This is a genomic window from Aequorivita sediminis, assembly GCF_032080575.2.
Lineage (GTDB): Bacteria > Bacteroidota > Bacteroidia > Flavobacteriales > Flavobacteriaceae > Aequorivita > Aequorivita sediminis.
This window is the reverse complement of sequence record NZ_JAVLSO020000003.1, coordinates 472,824-487,119: the sequence shown is the minus strand read 5'-3', so window position 1 is coordinate 487,119 and position 14,296 is coordinate 472,824. Positions and strand designations below refer to the sequence as shown.

General features: G+C 32.3%; 12 protein-coding genes. All 12 read left to right on the top strand.

Annotated elements, in window-relative coordinates:
- Positions 1-560 precede the first annotated feature (560 nt).
- The 12 genes from RT250_RS08320 (at position 561) to RT250_RS08265 (ending at position 14,280) form a co-directional block, all read left to right on the top strand.
- On the top strand, positions 561-2,051 hold the full coding sequence (locus RT250_RS08320; protein WP_313113867.1) for a tail fiber domain-containing protein: 1,491 nt from the start codon (positions 561-563) through the stop codon (positions 2,049-2,051).
- A gap of 618 nt (positions 2,052-2,669) precedes the next feature.
- Complete coding sequence (locus tag RT250_RS08315; protein WP_313113865.1) at positions 2,670-4,406, top strand: phage tail-like protein; 1,737 nt, start codon at positions 2,670-2,672, stop codon at positions 4,404-4,406.
- A 430-nt stretch (positions 4,407-4,836) separates the two neighbouring features.
- Positions 4,837-5,463 (top strand): hypothetical protein, encoded by a 627-nt coding sequence (locus RT250_RS08310; protein WP_313113863.1) that lies wholly within the window; start codon positions 4,837-4,839, stop codon positions 5,461-5,463.
- 2 nt (positions 5,464-5,465) lie between these two features.
- Positions 5,466-6,101, top strand: a complete 636-nt coding sequence (locus RT250_RS08305) for a hypothetical protein (protein WP_313113861.1) — start codon at positions 5,466-5,468, stop codon at positions 6,099-6,101.
- A gap of 10 nt (positions 6,102-6,111) precedes the next feature.
- Positions 6,112-6,765, top strand: a complete 654-nt coding sequence (locus tag RT250_RS08300) for a hypothetical protein (RefSeq protein ID WP_313113860.1) — start codon at positions 6,112-6,114, stop codon at positions 6,763-6,765.
- A gap of 89 nt (positions 6,766-6,854) precedes the next feature.
- Positions 6,855-7,694, top strand: coding sequence for an ABC transporter permease (locus RT250_RS08295; RefSeq protein WP_313113858.1), 840 nt, complete (start codon positions 6,855-6,857; stop codon positions 7,692-7,694).
- 214 nt (positions 7,695-7,908) lie between these two features.
- Positions 7,909-9,081, top strand: coding sequence for an ABC transporter ATP-binding protein (locus RT250_RS08290; protein ID WP_313113857.1), 1,173 nt, complete (start codon positions 7,909-7,911; stop codon positions 9,079-9,081).
- Positions 9,072-10,109 carry a polysaccharide pyruvyl transferase family protein gene (locus tag RT250_RS08285; protein WP_313113855.1) on the top strand — a complete coding sequence of 346 codons (1,038 nt, stop codon included), beginning with the start codon at positions 9,072-9,074 and terminating at the stop codon, positions 10,107-10,109. The genes RT250_RS08290 and RT250_RS08285 overlap by 10 nt, the downstream gene beginning before the upstream one ends.
- Before the next feature lie 38 nt (positions 10,110-10,147).
- The gene (locus RT250_RS08280; protein ID WP_313113853.1) at positions 10,148-11,161 is read left to right on the top strand and encodes a polysialyltransferase family glycosyltransferase; all 1,014 of its coding nucleotides are present in this window, start codon (positions 10,148-10,150) and stop codon (positions 11,159-11,161) included.
- On the top strand, positions 11,158-12,300 hold the full coding sequence (locus RT250_RS08275) for a glycosyltransferase (protein ID WP_313113852.1): 1,143 nt from the start codon (positions 11,158-11,160) through the stop codon (positions 12,298-12,300). The genes RT250_RS08280 and RT250_RS08275 overlap by 4 nt, the downstream gene beginning before the upstream one ends.
- Positions 12,301-12,340: 40 nt before the next feature.
- The gene (locus RT250_RS08270) at positions 12,341-13,228 is read left to right on the top strand and encodes a glycosyltransferase family 2 protein (protein WP_313113850.1); all 888 of its coding nucleotides are present in this window, start codon (positions 12,341-12,343) and stop codon (positions 13,226-13,228) included.
- Complete coding sequence (locus tag RT250_RS08265) at positions 13,225-14,280, top strand: glycosyltransferase family protein (RefSeq protein WP_313113849.1); 1,056 nt, start codon at positions 13,225-13,227, stop codon at positions 14,278-14,280. The genes RT250_RS08270 and RT250_RS08265 overlap by 4 nt, the downstream gene beginning before the upstream one ends.
- Positions 14,281-14,296 lie beyond the last annotated feature (16 nt).

The following is a 14,296-nucleotide window of genomic DNA, read 5'->3' as shown; positions in this document are numbered from 1 at the left end:
TGAAGATGAAAACGAAATGTTAGTAAGGATTTGAGAGATTTTTATTGACGTAGGACTGTAGGACGTAAGACGTAGGATGAATTTGGATGCGAAAGTGGTTAATGGGGAGATAAGAGTCAAGAATCTAGAAACTAGAATCTAGATGGAGGGCGGAAGGGTTTTTTTTGACGTAGGACTGTAGGACGTAAGACGTAGGATGTATTCTGGTAACGTAAGTGGTTAGTGGGGAGAAAAGGGTCAGGAAACTAGAAATTAGAATCTAGATAATAGCTTGAGTAGTAGATAATTGAAATTACATTGAGAACCATTCTCTGAAAACAACCAACGACTACAGACCTACACTCAACCTATCATTTCAGAGGTTTTGATAATTTAAAATTTCAGTATGATTTGTAAACTAATTTTACGATTTAAATAATTAATAGTGCTTTTAATCTATATTTTCTTAATAACGAGCTTGATTTAACATTAAAAGAATAATAAAATCAACTATATTTTGTAAATTCATTGATGTTTTAACCAAATATGAATTAAGGGGTAACCCTTACAAAAGCTTTATTATGAAAATATACTTCCAAAAGGTGGGGATCTTTGGGCTCATATTCCTATTTACCTTATTTTATCAAAACACTATAGCTCAAGTAGGGGTTGGAACTACTAATCCAAATACGAATGCTGTTTTAGAAGTTCATTCTTCACCTGGTGCGGTTGGTGGTTTATTGTTGCCAAGTGTAGCGCTTTCATCAACCGATAGTTTTTTACCACTTTCTGCACATGTAGCAGGGATGTTAGTTTATAATACAGTAACAGCAGGTAGTGCTCCAAATATTGTAACTCCCGGATATTATTATAATAATGGATCGAATTGGGTGCGTATAGCTGATGCTTCAGTTCCTAACGATGATTGGACTGTAACAGGGAATAATGGATTAAATGCTACTAATAATTTTATAGGAACTTTAGATGGAACAAATTTAAGGTTTAGAACCTCTAATACAGAAGCTTTTGAAATTTCAAGTGGCAATGCGACTAACCGTGGGAAATTACGAGCTATGACAGATGGTACTGCGGCATTACCTGTTTATTCTTGGTCTCAAGATACTGATACTGGAATTTATAGGGTAGGAGCAAATTCGTTAGGGTTTTCAACAAATGGTAATGAGCGAGTGCGGGTGGGTAATACAGAGACGGTATTTAATGAATCAGGAAATAATTATGATGTAAGGATTAGAAGTGGTGCGCGAGAAAATATGTTTTTTGTAAGAGGATCTACCAATAGAATTGGAATCAATACAAATTCTCCTTCAAATGTAATTGATTTTAGAACTACTGGAGAAAATATATGGTTGACCCATTGGGAGAACAATCACGGTAGTAATGGTGGGATAGGACAATTTATACATTCTAATGCTTCAAACGGGAATAGGGTACTTATGGGGGCAACACAATATACCGGAAGTACTTATGTTGCCTCAGCAGTAATTGGTTTGGCATTAGGAACTAGTGGTTCTGGAGGACGGGGTGTTAACGGATTTTCTAATAGTAACTCTGGAATTGGTACCTATGGAGGATTTGTAGGTGGAACAGATCCATTTTCAACTGGTTGGGCAGTTTATGCAGATGGATGGGCTGGAGGATTAACAGATTGGTTAAATGTTTCAGATTTAAGATTAAAAAGAGAAGTAAAAACCTTGGAAGGAGCATTATCGAAAGTTTTAGAACTTCGAGGGGTGGAATACTATTATGACAAAACAAATTTTCCAGATGTAAATTTAGATACAGGTACAAAAAAAATTGGTTTTATAGCGCAGGAGGTCGAGAGGATATTTCCATTTTTAGTTAAAAATTCCAATATTTACTCTTCTCCCCAAAAGGAAAGTGGTTCGTTAAATGAAACAAGAAATACCTATAATGTAAAAACACTCAGCTATACTACATTAATTCCAGTTTTAGTAGAAGCCATTAAGGAGCAAGAAGAAAAAATTAAGTCGCAGAATGCAAGAATTGAAAAACTTGAAAATTTGCTAAATCAATTAATCGACAAAAACTAAATTCATTTTTTAAAAATTGGTTTTCTGCTTATCGAAATTGAATTGGTTTTAGTATTAGAAAGCTCTAATAGAAAGTGGAATTAGAACGATTTATAGCAATTGAACAGACCAAAAACCTAATTGGGTTTTTAAAAACTTGAAAAGTGTTGTGTGATTGCGGTAATGAAGGGTGTGAACGGACTATAATTTTATTGATTTAGACCTGCGTTGTATGCTTTATTTACAAAAATGTAATTAGGATTGACTATTAGTAGAACATTTACTGTTGAAATAATTCCAACCATTTATCCAAAAACACAGCATTTAACTTTAATGCAGTAAAACTTTTCTCATTGTTCATATTCTATTTATTTGAAAAGTTTCGTCAAATAAATCAGTTATTGATTATCTCACTTAGTGATATTTTAAATGAATCTTAAATTTCCTATGCAGTTTTGTAAATTATCACATAATTTAATATTTAAAATAAAAATATATCAATTTATTATTATTTGTTTTATTTATCTATGGAAATTTTTCTAAAATTAATGATAAATAGGTATTTTATTTTTATGTTTGTTAGTGTTGTAAGTGTTTGATTCAACATAAATTACATGTCAAACTAAAAACATAAAACATATGAGACAAATTTTTACTCTGAACCGAACATTTCTTTTCTGTTTAATTTCATTTTTATCATTGACGACTTTTGCACAAGTTGGGATAGGCACCACAACTCCTAATGGAAATGCCCTACTTGAGATAGATGCATCAACTACTCCTGGAGGGTTACTTTTGCCTAGGATAGCTCTTGTTGCAACTAATAATGTAGCGCCGTTATCTGCTCACATAGCCGGAATGGCAGTTTATAACACAGCAACAACTACTGGTGCTAATGGGGTTTCTCCAGGATATTATTTTAATGACGGAAGTAGATGGGTGCGAATTGCAGCAACTTCTGATGCTAGTGACGATTGGAAGCTAACAGGGAATACGGGTACTGTGCCGGGTACAAATTTTATAGGAACTACTGATAATGTTCATTTTGAAGTTTTTACCTTCAATTCGAGTAGAATGAGGTTTGAAAATGACGGCCAAGTAAGTATTGGTTTTAATGCCTCACCTGTTAATGCTGGTCATCAGTTTAATGTGGGTACTAACTTTATAGATGGTACTGCAATTGGAGGATTTAGTGGTGGTGCAGGTAGAGGTGTGTATGGGCAAAATAGTGGTAATGGATATGGGGTTTATGGAGTTAATAGATATGGTGGTGTAGGTGTTTATGGTGAAAGTTGGGATGGTCTTGGTTTTAGTTTTTATGGACTTGATGGACCTATTTTTAGTGATAATACTTTTTTCGGTGCGGACGCAGTTGTTGGATTTACCGATGATACAGTGTCAAATGGTTTTTGGGGAGTGAATAGTCATTCCGCTGGCACTGGAATAATCGGTGGTTCTAATAGTCTATCAATATATACTGCTAATGGATCAGGAGTATCAGGTTCTGGCTCTAAGCATGGAGTTTACGCTTATGCAGGAGAAGGTAGGATAAATAATAACAATAGAGGAAATGCTGCAGGTGTATTTACATTAGATTCAGATAGTAATCCAAATACTTTAAATAATAGAGCTTATGCGAAACTTGCTGGTATTGATGATGTTACACCAGATGGGACTCAAGGAAATGCAGATAGCTATTATGGAGGCTACTTTTCTGGAGGAAATGAAAATGGAACACCTAGTTTTGCTTATGCGGGTATGAAATATGATACAAATAACCCAGGGAATAGTGGAACAAATTTTAAAATAATAGGGAATGGAACTAACTCGACTTTAATTAATGATGCTCATGGGGTGCCTCATATAATGTTTTCGCCAGAAGCACCAGAAATTCTCTTTCAAGATTTTGGGGTAGGCAAATTAAATAACGGGATAGCTTACATAAAAATAGATCCAATACTTAAAAACGCTCTCCATATTGATGATAAGCACCCGTTAAGAGTTTTTATTACTTTGGAAGGTGAATGTAATGGGGTTTATGTTACTGATAAATCTAAAGATGGTTTTACAGTAAAAGAACTTCAAAATGGAAATAGTAATGTCAGCTTTTCTTGGCAGATTGTTGCAAATCGTGCAGATGATATAAACGCGAGGGGAGAAATTACGTCTAAACATATAGGATTAAGACTTCCTGTAGGTCCTGGTTTGCTTAAAATAAATGAAGCGAAAATGAAAAAAGAAGACAAAAGGTTTGATAATGTAAAGAAAATACAAAACTCCATAAATATTAATAATCAGCAAGAATTAGAAAGTGAAGAAGAAGTAGCTAAAACCGTGAAACAATTAACTGGAAAAGATAAGGTAAAGAGAGATTAATTCTTTTTTAAGGTTACCATTAAACTTAAATAGAGCTAATTTATAAAGGGTATATCTTTTTAATCGTAAAATATTATATCATAAGTAAGTTAATTTATATTGGTTCATTTTATAAACCCTGCTCAGTAATACTTTGTGGGGTTTCATCATTTTACTTTTAGTAATTCATACAATTTAACTTAATAAACCTGAGTACTCCTCAAAATAATTTTTCCCTAAATTTCTATTCTACCATCCTTTGTTTCTGCTAATACGCTAACTTTAAGTATGTTATCGAATTTCTTATATGCATTACTTTAGTAGTCTGTTAGTATTTTAAAAGATTTCTTAATAAACTCTTAAAATCTTATCGGTTTTTTTCCTAAATTTGTTAGTATTAAAGCTAATTTTTACGTTATTAAAACAGTTTATATCTCAACAATTTAACTACATGAAGCATATCCCCAAAATTAAAAAGCGGATCGTAATTTTTATTTTTTTCACACTTCCATTTTCAATTTTAGCGCAAGTGGGTATTAATACTACCACCCCAAGAACCACTTTGGAAGTAGCTGGAAATACTACAATAAATGGGGCCGTTAATGTTGAAAATTTGGGAGAGGTGCAAGATATGGATGTACCTTATTTGTTGACCCAAAATCAAGGAGAAGTAGTTAAAGAACTAAACACTACATACGTTGGGAATGCCTTAGCGTATTTTCAGGAATATAAGTTAACCAATGTTAGAAACGATTGGGTAAGTGATTTCAATACAAATATAAAAGCTTCAAAATATGGTATGATAATTATTTCAGCCTATTTTAGTCATGAACTTGTTATGGATGGTACTCCTGGAAATTTTGCAATTCCAGCGGTTTCTACGGCTGTAGACCCTTTTACCGGAACATGGCGAATTAGAGCCGATTATCCATCTGCAACCACCGATGGCTTTGTAAATGGTACTTGGACAATAAACACAATATTAATTACAAGAAATATAGCCAAGGAATTTCCAGACCAAATTATTGAAATGAACGGCGCAACCACTAAGGAGGCATCCTCCCCAATTATCGACTAATTATGATTAAAAAGACTGTTTTTTTATTTTGTTTTTGTTTTACCTATTTCGGGTATTCCCAAGTAGGAATAGGTACAGATGCGCCTACACCTGGCTATGAACTAGATGTCGATGGCTCTGTTCTAATTCAAAATCATTTAAAGCTTGAAAATTTGGAGAGTGTAAACACTGAAAACTCCAATCTAAATTTATTGTTGAGAAAGAGCAATTCCAATCCTCCTGGAGAGGTAGCTAAATTAAATGTGAAATCAATAAGCGTCGCGCCAGTTAATATCATTGACTATAGGTTTCACAATTTAAGAAGAGACAATGTAAATAATGTAGACCTTCAGTACGACGCGTCTAAATATATTGTTGGAATTGCTAACTTTAAATATGAAGGTCAGCCAATTGTAAAAGGAGAAGTAAATAATTCGTATCGCTATCTTGGATATTTTGTTTCTAGAACTTTTGTGCAAAATGGTACTTGGCATTTGGAGATTAGAAATAGAAAGAGGAATAACACTTCCAACAATAATATCGAGTATAGTGTGAGTGTAATTGTATTCGATAGAAGGTATTTTAAAGAACTACCTCCAATAGTAACAAATCTTTATGGATTAAGTGTGGGGGCTGCTAATGCACCTATAGGTATATAGACAAATAAATATGAAAAAAAACTATTTTGTTTTATCTTTTTTAATGATTCTAAGTGCTGTGGGATTCGCGCAAGTTGGTATTAATAATCCAAACCCCAATGCAACCCTTGATGTAATAGGCGATGTCCTGGTACAAGATAAACTTTACTTAGAAAGTCCTGGTGGAGATTTAAATGTTACAAGTTCTAAACTACTAGTAGTCAAAGATAATGAAACCCAAATAGTAAAATACGATATTGAAACCAGCTCCTATGGCCCTCTAAACTATATTAAATTTTTGTTTAGAGATGTATCCGAATATGGATTAAGAGATGGATTCAATACCAAAATAAGTGCAGATAAATATACTATTGCCGTTCACGGATATTACCTTTTAATCCACGCCGATCAAACTACCAATGTTTCGTTTAGGTCTCAAGCTAATAATAGTGATAGATATATGGAAGGTCATCGGTATTATGCATATATCCAAAATGGGGAGTGGTGGATAAAGGGTTTTGTGCAAAATAGTAGGAGTTACAGGTTTTGGCCAATGAATACGGATATTTATATGGATGTTACTATTTATAAAAATGATTTTATCACTAAAAATTGGAGTGATAGGATAGAGGTTAATATGGGAGGAAACACTACTAGAACGGTGGCAATGCCAGAAGGGTTTTAATTAGCACAACTTATAATACAACTTCAATATTTTCTTTTTAAATACCTATATTAGCTACATTAAAATATTTCTTTTCTAAATAACTATTCTTGGAAACCAAAGTTTACCAAAAAGAAAACAATTTACATCTCGGGAAGCTTTTAACCGACAGCTTAAAGGATATCCAGAAGTCTCGTTTCTTGTCTTATCAATTGGCAAAAAGAGACATACAAGCACAATACAGGCAGAGTTACCTTGGGATAATTTGGGCGTTTGTAACTCCACTTGCTACAGCATTTGTTTGGATATTTTTAAATAGCTCTGGTACAGTACAATTAACCGATACAGGCATACCTTATCCTGTCTATGCTTTTTCGGGAACACTGCTGTGGTCTGTAATCACAGAAGCTATCAATTCGCCAATGAGCAGTACCAATAGCGCAAAGGGAATACTTTCCAAAATTAACTTTCCTAAAGAAGCCTTGGTGATGTCGGGGATTCTAAAACTTCTGTTTAACAGTTCGGTAAAAGTAATCCTACTAATAATTTTTATCTTTTTCTACGGGGTTGGTTTCAATTGGAGTCTTTTACTTTTTCCTTTTGTGCTTCTTGCAGGTATATTTTTTGGAACTACTTTAGGTTTATTTATCACCCCGTTAGGGATGTTGTATAAAGATATAGGAAGAATGATCACTTTTGGCTTACAGTTTTTAATGTATATAACTCCAGTAGTTTATGCCATTCCAAAAAGCGGAATTATGAAAACCGTAATGGAGTGGAACCCATTTACGCCAATTATTTTAACGGCTCGCGATTTTGCTGTAGGTATGCCACCTGCTTACCTCACCTATTTTTTTGTAGTAATCGCTTGTTGCCTTCCTTTGTTTTTTATTGCATTGATTTTCTATAGAATTTCAATACCAATTTTAGTGGAAAGAATGAGTGCGTGATTTTTAAGACGTGAGACGCGAGACTTGAGATTATAGACTCTAAACTCTAAACTCCTGTGCATTGTTCGTCTGTAACATGGAGTGATTGCCTAGAGATTGAAAATTTTGAAATTGATTAGATATAAAATAAGTGATAGAAAGTTGAAGTTTGAAAGTATATTGCTATTTTTCACAAAATATAAATCACAAACAACCCGCAACCAACGATCATCTAATGAACGACAGTGAAATTTTAGTAAAAGTAGAAAACCTTTCCAAAAAGTTTTGCAAGGATCTTAAAACTAGCTTGTGGTATGGAGTGAAGGATTTGGTGAGTGGTGTGCGTGGTTCTGATACCGAACGTTTGTTGCGCCCAAAGGAGTTTTGGGCAGTGAAAGATATTAGTTTTGAATTGCGACGAGGCGAATGTTTGGGCTTAATTGGCCATAATGGGGCTGGAAAATCGACTTTACTTAAAATACTTAACGGACTTATTAACCCAGATGCTGGTAAAGTAACTATTAAAGGGCGTGTGGGTGCACTTATTGAGCTGGGCGCTGGATTTAACCCCATACTTAGTGGACGCGAAAATATTTATAACAATGGGGCTATTTTAGGGTTTAGCCGGCGAGAAATAGATGCCAAATTGGAAGATATCATTGCTTTTGCAGAATTGGAAGACTTTATAGACATGCCGGTACAGCATTATAGTTCAGGAATGAAAGTGCGTTTAGGCTTTGCAGTAGCCGCACAAATGGAACCGGATGTGTTGATTATAGATGAGGTTTTGGCGGTTGGGGACTCAAGTTTTAGAGCTAAATGTTTTAATAGAATGACTGAGCTAAGTAAAACTACTGCTATGATTTTTGTTAGTCATTCTATGCCTTTAGTTGGAAGAATTTGTGATAAAGGCTTGTTATTAGAAAAAGGAAGAGTTCAAAAGTATGATGCAGTAGACAATGTTATTTATAAATACTTAATAGAGCAGAGTTCTGGAATTAAGTCTGTTGTAGGTGAAAGTGTATTAGATGATTTCACTGCTTATTTAGATAAACCTGTAGTTAAACATGGGGATGATTTAACAATAGATTTATCTTTTAAGATGCCACTAGAAATTAAAAAGTTTGTTCTGCATTATACAGTATTAGATCAGGAGATGAAGTCTATTTACCAATGTTTTTCAATTGAAAACAGTATTGTTTACTTTAATAAAGGAGAAAATAGGATTTCTTTCATCATAAAAGGAATAGATTTAACAAATGGGAAGTACTTTATTAATATTGGTTTTTTAGAAAATGATTTTAACGGAAAGAATATTTGTCGATATGACTCAATATTAGAATTTTTTGTAGAAGGAAGTGCCTATAATAGTTTTGCATCAATAGTAAAGGAGACAGAGTGGAGGTAGTTAAAAGAAAAATTGCTTTATTTAATGTTACGGATATAGTAGATCATAATCCTGGTTGTAGAGCAACTGTTCAGGGATTAAAAGAAGCCTTAGGAGTTAATTTGATGAATCAGTTTCCCCTAGGATTTGCTTATAGCTTTTTCAATGAATCGAATCTATGGTTTCATAAGAATACTTTTGAAAAGAGCTATAATCTTTTTAAGAATGATAAAAATATTCTAATACTTTTAAAGTATCTAGATGTCGTTATAATTAATGCAGAAGGAACAATTCATAGCAATTCGATTGGTGCTAAAACTTTACTTGCGTTTATTCGTTTAAGTAAGGAACTTGGGAAGAAAGTGTATGTAGTAAATGGTTCTTTTTATAATTTAAAACCTTCTTTATTAAAGATATTAAGTTGTTCGGATGTACTTTACGTTCGAGAAGTAGAGTCGTATCAATATTTGCTTAAAAACAATATAAATGCAGAGTTAGTTTTAGATTGTGCATTTCTAACTGATTTTATTAAAACAAGATCTATAGAAAATAAAGAAGGATGCATATTTACACCAGGTGTAATTTTTAATCATAATACTTATAAAACAGAAGAGGAGTTAAAGAATTTAATCAAGCTTCAATTTAAAGAAATTAAAAAAAAGTACACAACACCAGTATATTTAAAGATTGAAGCAAGAGAAACTAAATATGCTGATCTGTGGATTGAATTAGGTGGTGAAGTAGTAGATGCCACAAAAATTTTAATTAAAGATCTTTTAGATATACTTGACCAATTTGAATTAATAATTTCAGGAAGATATCATATTTTACTTTTCGGTTTGATGCTTAACTCAAAACTAATCCCTTTAGAAAGTAATACACCTAAGATTCTAGGGTTGTTAAGATCATTTAATGAAAGCAATAATTACCTAATACAGGATATTTTGAATAATAAATTAAATTTAAATAATCATTACCATTTTGATATTAGCGTTAATCAAGTAAAAAATAAAATCCTATCAAGTTACTCTAAGTTGTTTGAAGAATGAGAAATGTGTTAATAATAACATCTGGTAGTAGTCAATTAATGCTTCAAATATCAGTGTTAAAGAAAAAAGGATTAGATATAAAAGAAGCGGTAGTTTTATATAATGGAGTTTATAGAGAAAGTTTAGCGGATTTTTTTAAAAGTTGCTCTGTTTTATATGGTTTTACTTATTTAAAGGATATTAATTTTGATATTCAGCCTAGGTCTTTGTCTGTTTATGATCTTTTTAAGAAACTTGTGTTTAATCGCTGTGAAATCGATAAGCAAATTGAAGATCGTTTTCCTATTCTATTGAGCTTGAGAAAAATTGATGTTTTGATAACAAGTATTCGGGTCAAAATGTTTTCTGATATAGTTTTATTATCATTTCTTAATCCAAAGAGAGTAGTTTATACCGCGGACGGTGTTATAGACTTTTTCCCAAAAAGAGATTTTAAGCGATTCAATTATTTATATCTTAGGGAGTATTTGAAACGGTTTCCAATTAAAGAGATCGTTTACTCACCATTTTATTTAAAGAATGATGTTGAGCGAATAGGAGTTTATAAAAAGATTGACTGTACTCCTGTTTTTAAAGAGATGTTAAAACTTAATTTAGCTAAAGAATTTGAATATACATTCTTAAAAGGCAAGGTAGGAGGCGTTATTTTATCTCAACATTATCATTTGCATGAAGGAATAGCATTTGAAGATGATGTTAATTATTACTTTCAGATGATAGAATTCGCTTTAAAACAAGATAGCGAAGGGGTTATACTTTTTAAGCCTCACCCAAGGGATTTGAATGAAAAAATAGAGCGTATAAAAATGTTCAATAATAGTAGAGTTTTAGTTGTTGATGATAAGTTTAAGGCATTACCTATTGAGGTGTTTTCTAGTTATTTTAAAAACGATAATACTTTATTTTTAACAGGCAATTCAAGTGCGCCCTTATATTTTAAGAATACGAATAGAGTTATCTCAATAAGCTCTACGATATATTTGCATAAGGCCTTAAGGATGCGAATACAGAATTTTGCTCATAACTATAATATTGATTACGTAGAGTTATGAAATTGAAACTCCTATTCATCACTCACGATACCACAAGAACAGGTGCTCCTATGGTGTTGCTTCATTTTTTACGATGGTTACGAAAACATCAGCCTCAAGTTGGAGTAGATGTTTTAGCCTTACGTGGTGGAAATATGGAGGAAGAATTTCAGGAGAATTGCTCCAATTATTATAATTATTCGCTACAAACAAAAACAACTACTCTATCGATAATACAACGCATTTTAAAAAAACTACATATATATAAACAGAAAAACACAAAAGATGTTTTTTTATCTAATCTTGCAAAAAATGGATATGATGTTATTTATGCAAATACCATTGTGTCAATACCAATTGCAGTTGCTCTGAAGAAGATTAGCTTAAAAAGTAAGGTTTTGGCACATATTCATGAGCTCAACACAGTTATAAATCAACTTTTACCTAACTTTAATCAATATGTAGAAAGTGTTGATGGCTTTATTACAGCATCTAATCTGGTTGCAAATAATCTTATTAAAAATAGATTAATAGATAGTGAATTAGTGGCAACTATTTATGAATGTGCTATAGTTGATTCGAATTTTAAAGCTTTGCCCAAAAAGCATAATAATTTTGTAGTTGGTGCCTCAGGGCATGTAAGTTGGCGTAAGGGTTACGATGTTTTTCTACAAGTAGCAAGCTATATAAATAAGCATTATGATGCAGATAATATAATATTTGAATGGGTCGGAAATATAAACAAGGATGTAAAGTTTATAATAGAAGCTGATATTGAAAAAATGGGGTTGCAGAATAAAGTACACTTTGTTGGAGAACTAGAGAATCCTAATTTAAAATTTTCAAATTTTAATGTTTTTTTAATGACATCGAGAGAAGATCCATTTCCTTTGGTATGTATTGAATTAGGAATGTTAGGGAAACCAATAATAAGCTTTCAAAATGCTGTTGGAACTAATGAAGTTATAAAAGATAGAGGTGGCTTTGTGGTTCCTTATTTAGACATAGAGGAAATGTCTAAAAGTGTTATGAAGTACTATGATGATAAAAATCTTATTGAAGAGCACGGTAGTTATAATAAGTCTGCTTTTTCTAACTTCAACCCCGATTTAATTTGTCCTAAGTACTACGCCGAGATTTTAAGAGTACTAGACACATAATTATTTCTTTTAACAGTTTATTTATTAAAGTCAACCATTGATGCATTCGCAACTTTACATTATTATTCTTAATTATAACTCGGCTACAGAAACAGTTGCTTTATACCATGATTTAAAAAATCAAACCTTTACCAATTTTAAAACTATTGTAGTCGATAATAAATCTAGCTCAAAAGATCTTGCTATTTTAAAGGCTTCTATACCTAATTGTAACTTACGGTTATTAACTACCAATAAAGGCTATGCTTCAGGGAATAATCATGCTATTCAGGAAGCAATTTTAAATGAGATTCCATTTGTGTTATTATTGAATCCAGATATTCGATTAGATTATAATTGTGTTGAAAATTTGATCCAAGTACTATTACAAAAACAAGATGTGGCAGCAATAGGTCCACGAATTTGCTATAGAGAAGACCCGACACTTATATATTCGGACGGAGGGTTAATTGATTTGGAAAAAGGCTTATATACATATCATTTAAATAATAATAAAACCGTAGACGTGGTTCGTTATAATTCAAAATTACAGTCGATAGATTATGTAAATGGGAGTGCTTGTTTAGTTAGAACTTCTGTTTTTGAGGATATTGGGTTAATGCGAGAAGATTTCTTCTTATACTTTGAAGAAACAGAATGGTGTATGAGAGCTACAGACAATAATTATAAGCTACTGACTAATATAGAAGCTATTGCATATCACCTTTCTAGTCAAAAGGGAGCTATGTATCATTATTATATGACTAGAAATCGGTTGTTCTTAGCTAAATTATACCCAGCTTATTACCAAACAACTAAAAATGTTATTTGGAAGAAATTATCAAAGAAATTAAAAAAACATTTAAAAACTTTTAGTCTCCCAAACGCATCACTTAAAGCTCAATTAAAAGGCTATTTAGCAGGAAGAATTAAACGAATTACTCCATGAAATATCAGGTATTAATTCCAACTTTCAAGGATGAAAATCCGTTTTTTGATTCTATACTAAAATTCAGTCAGTGGAGATTTGAATATGGTTGTTTAGAATCAAATACTGATGATTATTCAATAGTGCTAATCCATTGGCCTGAACAACTATTTAATTGGAGAGAGCCAAGCCAAGATCAACTGTTGCATTTAGAAAAACAATTTGCTCTTTGGAAAAAAAATATGAAGGTTGTCTATGTAGTGCATAACTTACAAAGACATACAGGGATGACCAGAAACTTTGAGAAGCTGTATGAAATAGTTTTAGAGAACTGCGATGCCATGGTTCATTTGGGGAAGTTTAGCTTAGAGTTGTTTCAAAAAAAATACCCATCTGTCATTCATAAGTATATTCCTCACCCTTTATATACTGAAAAATTTATAATATTCAAAAAGGATGAAGCTAGAAAACGCCTAGGGATATCAAATGATAAATTATTGGTGTTGGCGCCAGGCACTATAAGAAGTATAGAGGAGCGCAATTTAATTTTAAAAGCTTTTAAAGCGTTAAAAAATAAAAACAAACTTCTTGTAGTTCCTAGAATGTTTAAAAAATCGCTTAATATAGAATTTAAAGGACGTCAAAGGCTTAAAAAATTTATAGATGTAAAAAAGATTTTAGAATCTTTCCATAATCAAGACTACCTACCAGAATATAAATTTAATTATGGCTTTATGGATTTTGAAAACTTATCGCTTTGGCTTTCAGCTACCGATGTTGTATTCATACCAAGGAAAGACTCTTTGAATTCAGGTAATATATTTTTAGGTCTTACATATAAAAAACTGATTGTAGGTCCAGAAATAGGTAATATAAAGGAGTTTTTAGAACAATTTTATTTACCTACGTTTAACCCGCAGGATGATTCAAGTGTATCAGCATCTCTCAGTAAGGCTGTGAAAATGTTAAAATCTGATCTTCCATATAATGATTTGGACTTGCAAGCTTTCTCGCCGAAGGTAATTGCATTACAATGGGACGCTTTTTTAAATGATTTGGTAAAGGAAATTTAATAAGTTTTATAAATCT

Coding starts and splice junctions, on each gene's coding strand:
- RT250_RS08320 (WP_313113867.1), top strand. CDS start 561: ATGAAAATATACTTCCAAAAGGTGGGGATCTTTGGGCTCATATTCCTA.
- RT250_RS08315 (WP_313113865.1), top strand. CDS start 2,670: ATGAGACAAATTTTTACTCTGAACCGAACATTTCTTTTCTGTTTAATT.
- RT250_RS08310 (WP_313113863.1), top strand. CDS start 4,837: ATGAAGCATATCCCCAAAATTAAAAAGCGGATCGTAATTTTTATTTTT.
- RT250_RS08305 (WP_313113861.1), top strand. CDS start 5,466: ATGATTAAAAAGACTGTTTTTTTATTTTGTTTTTGTTTTACCTATTTC.
- RT250_RS08300 (WP_313113860.1), top strand. CDS start 6,112: ATGAAAAAAAACTATTTTGTTTTATCTTTTTTAATGATTCTAAGTGCT.
- RT250_RS08290 (WP_313113857.1), top strand. CDS start 7,909: ATGAACGACAGTGAAATTTTAGTAAAAGTAGAAAACCTTTCCAAAAAG.
- RT250_RS08280 (WP_313113853.1), top strand. CDS start 10,148: ATGCTTCAAATATCAGTGTTAAAGAAAAAAGGATTAGATATAAAAGAA.
- RT250_RS08275 (WP_313113852.1), top strand. CDS start 11,158: ATGAAATTGAAACTCCTATTCATCACTCACGATACCACAAGAACAGGT.
- RT250_RS08270 (WP_313113850.1), top strand. CDS start 12,341: ATGCATTCGCAACTTTACATTATTATTCTTAATTATAACTCGGCTACA.
- RT250_RS08265 (WP_313113849.1), top strand. CDS start 13,225: ATGAAATATCAGGTATTAATTCCAACTTTCAAGGATGAAAATCCGTTT.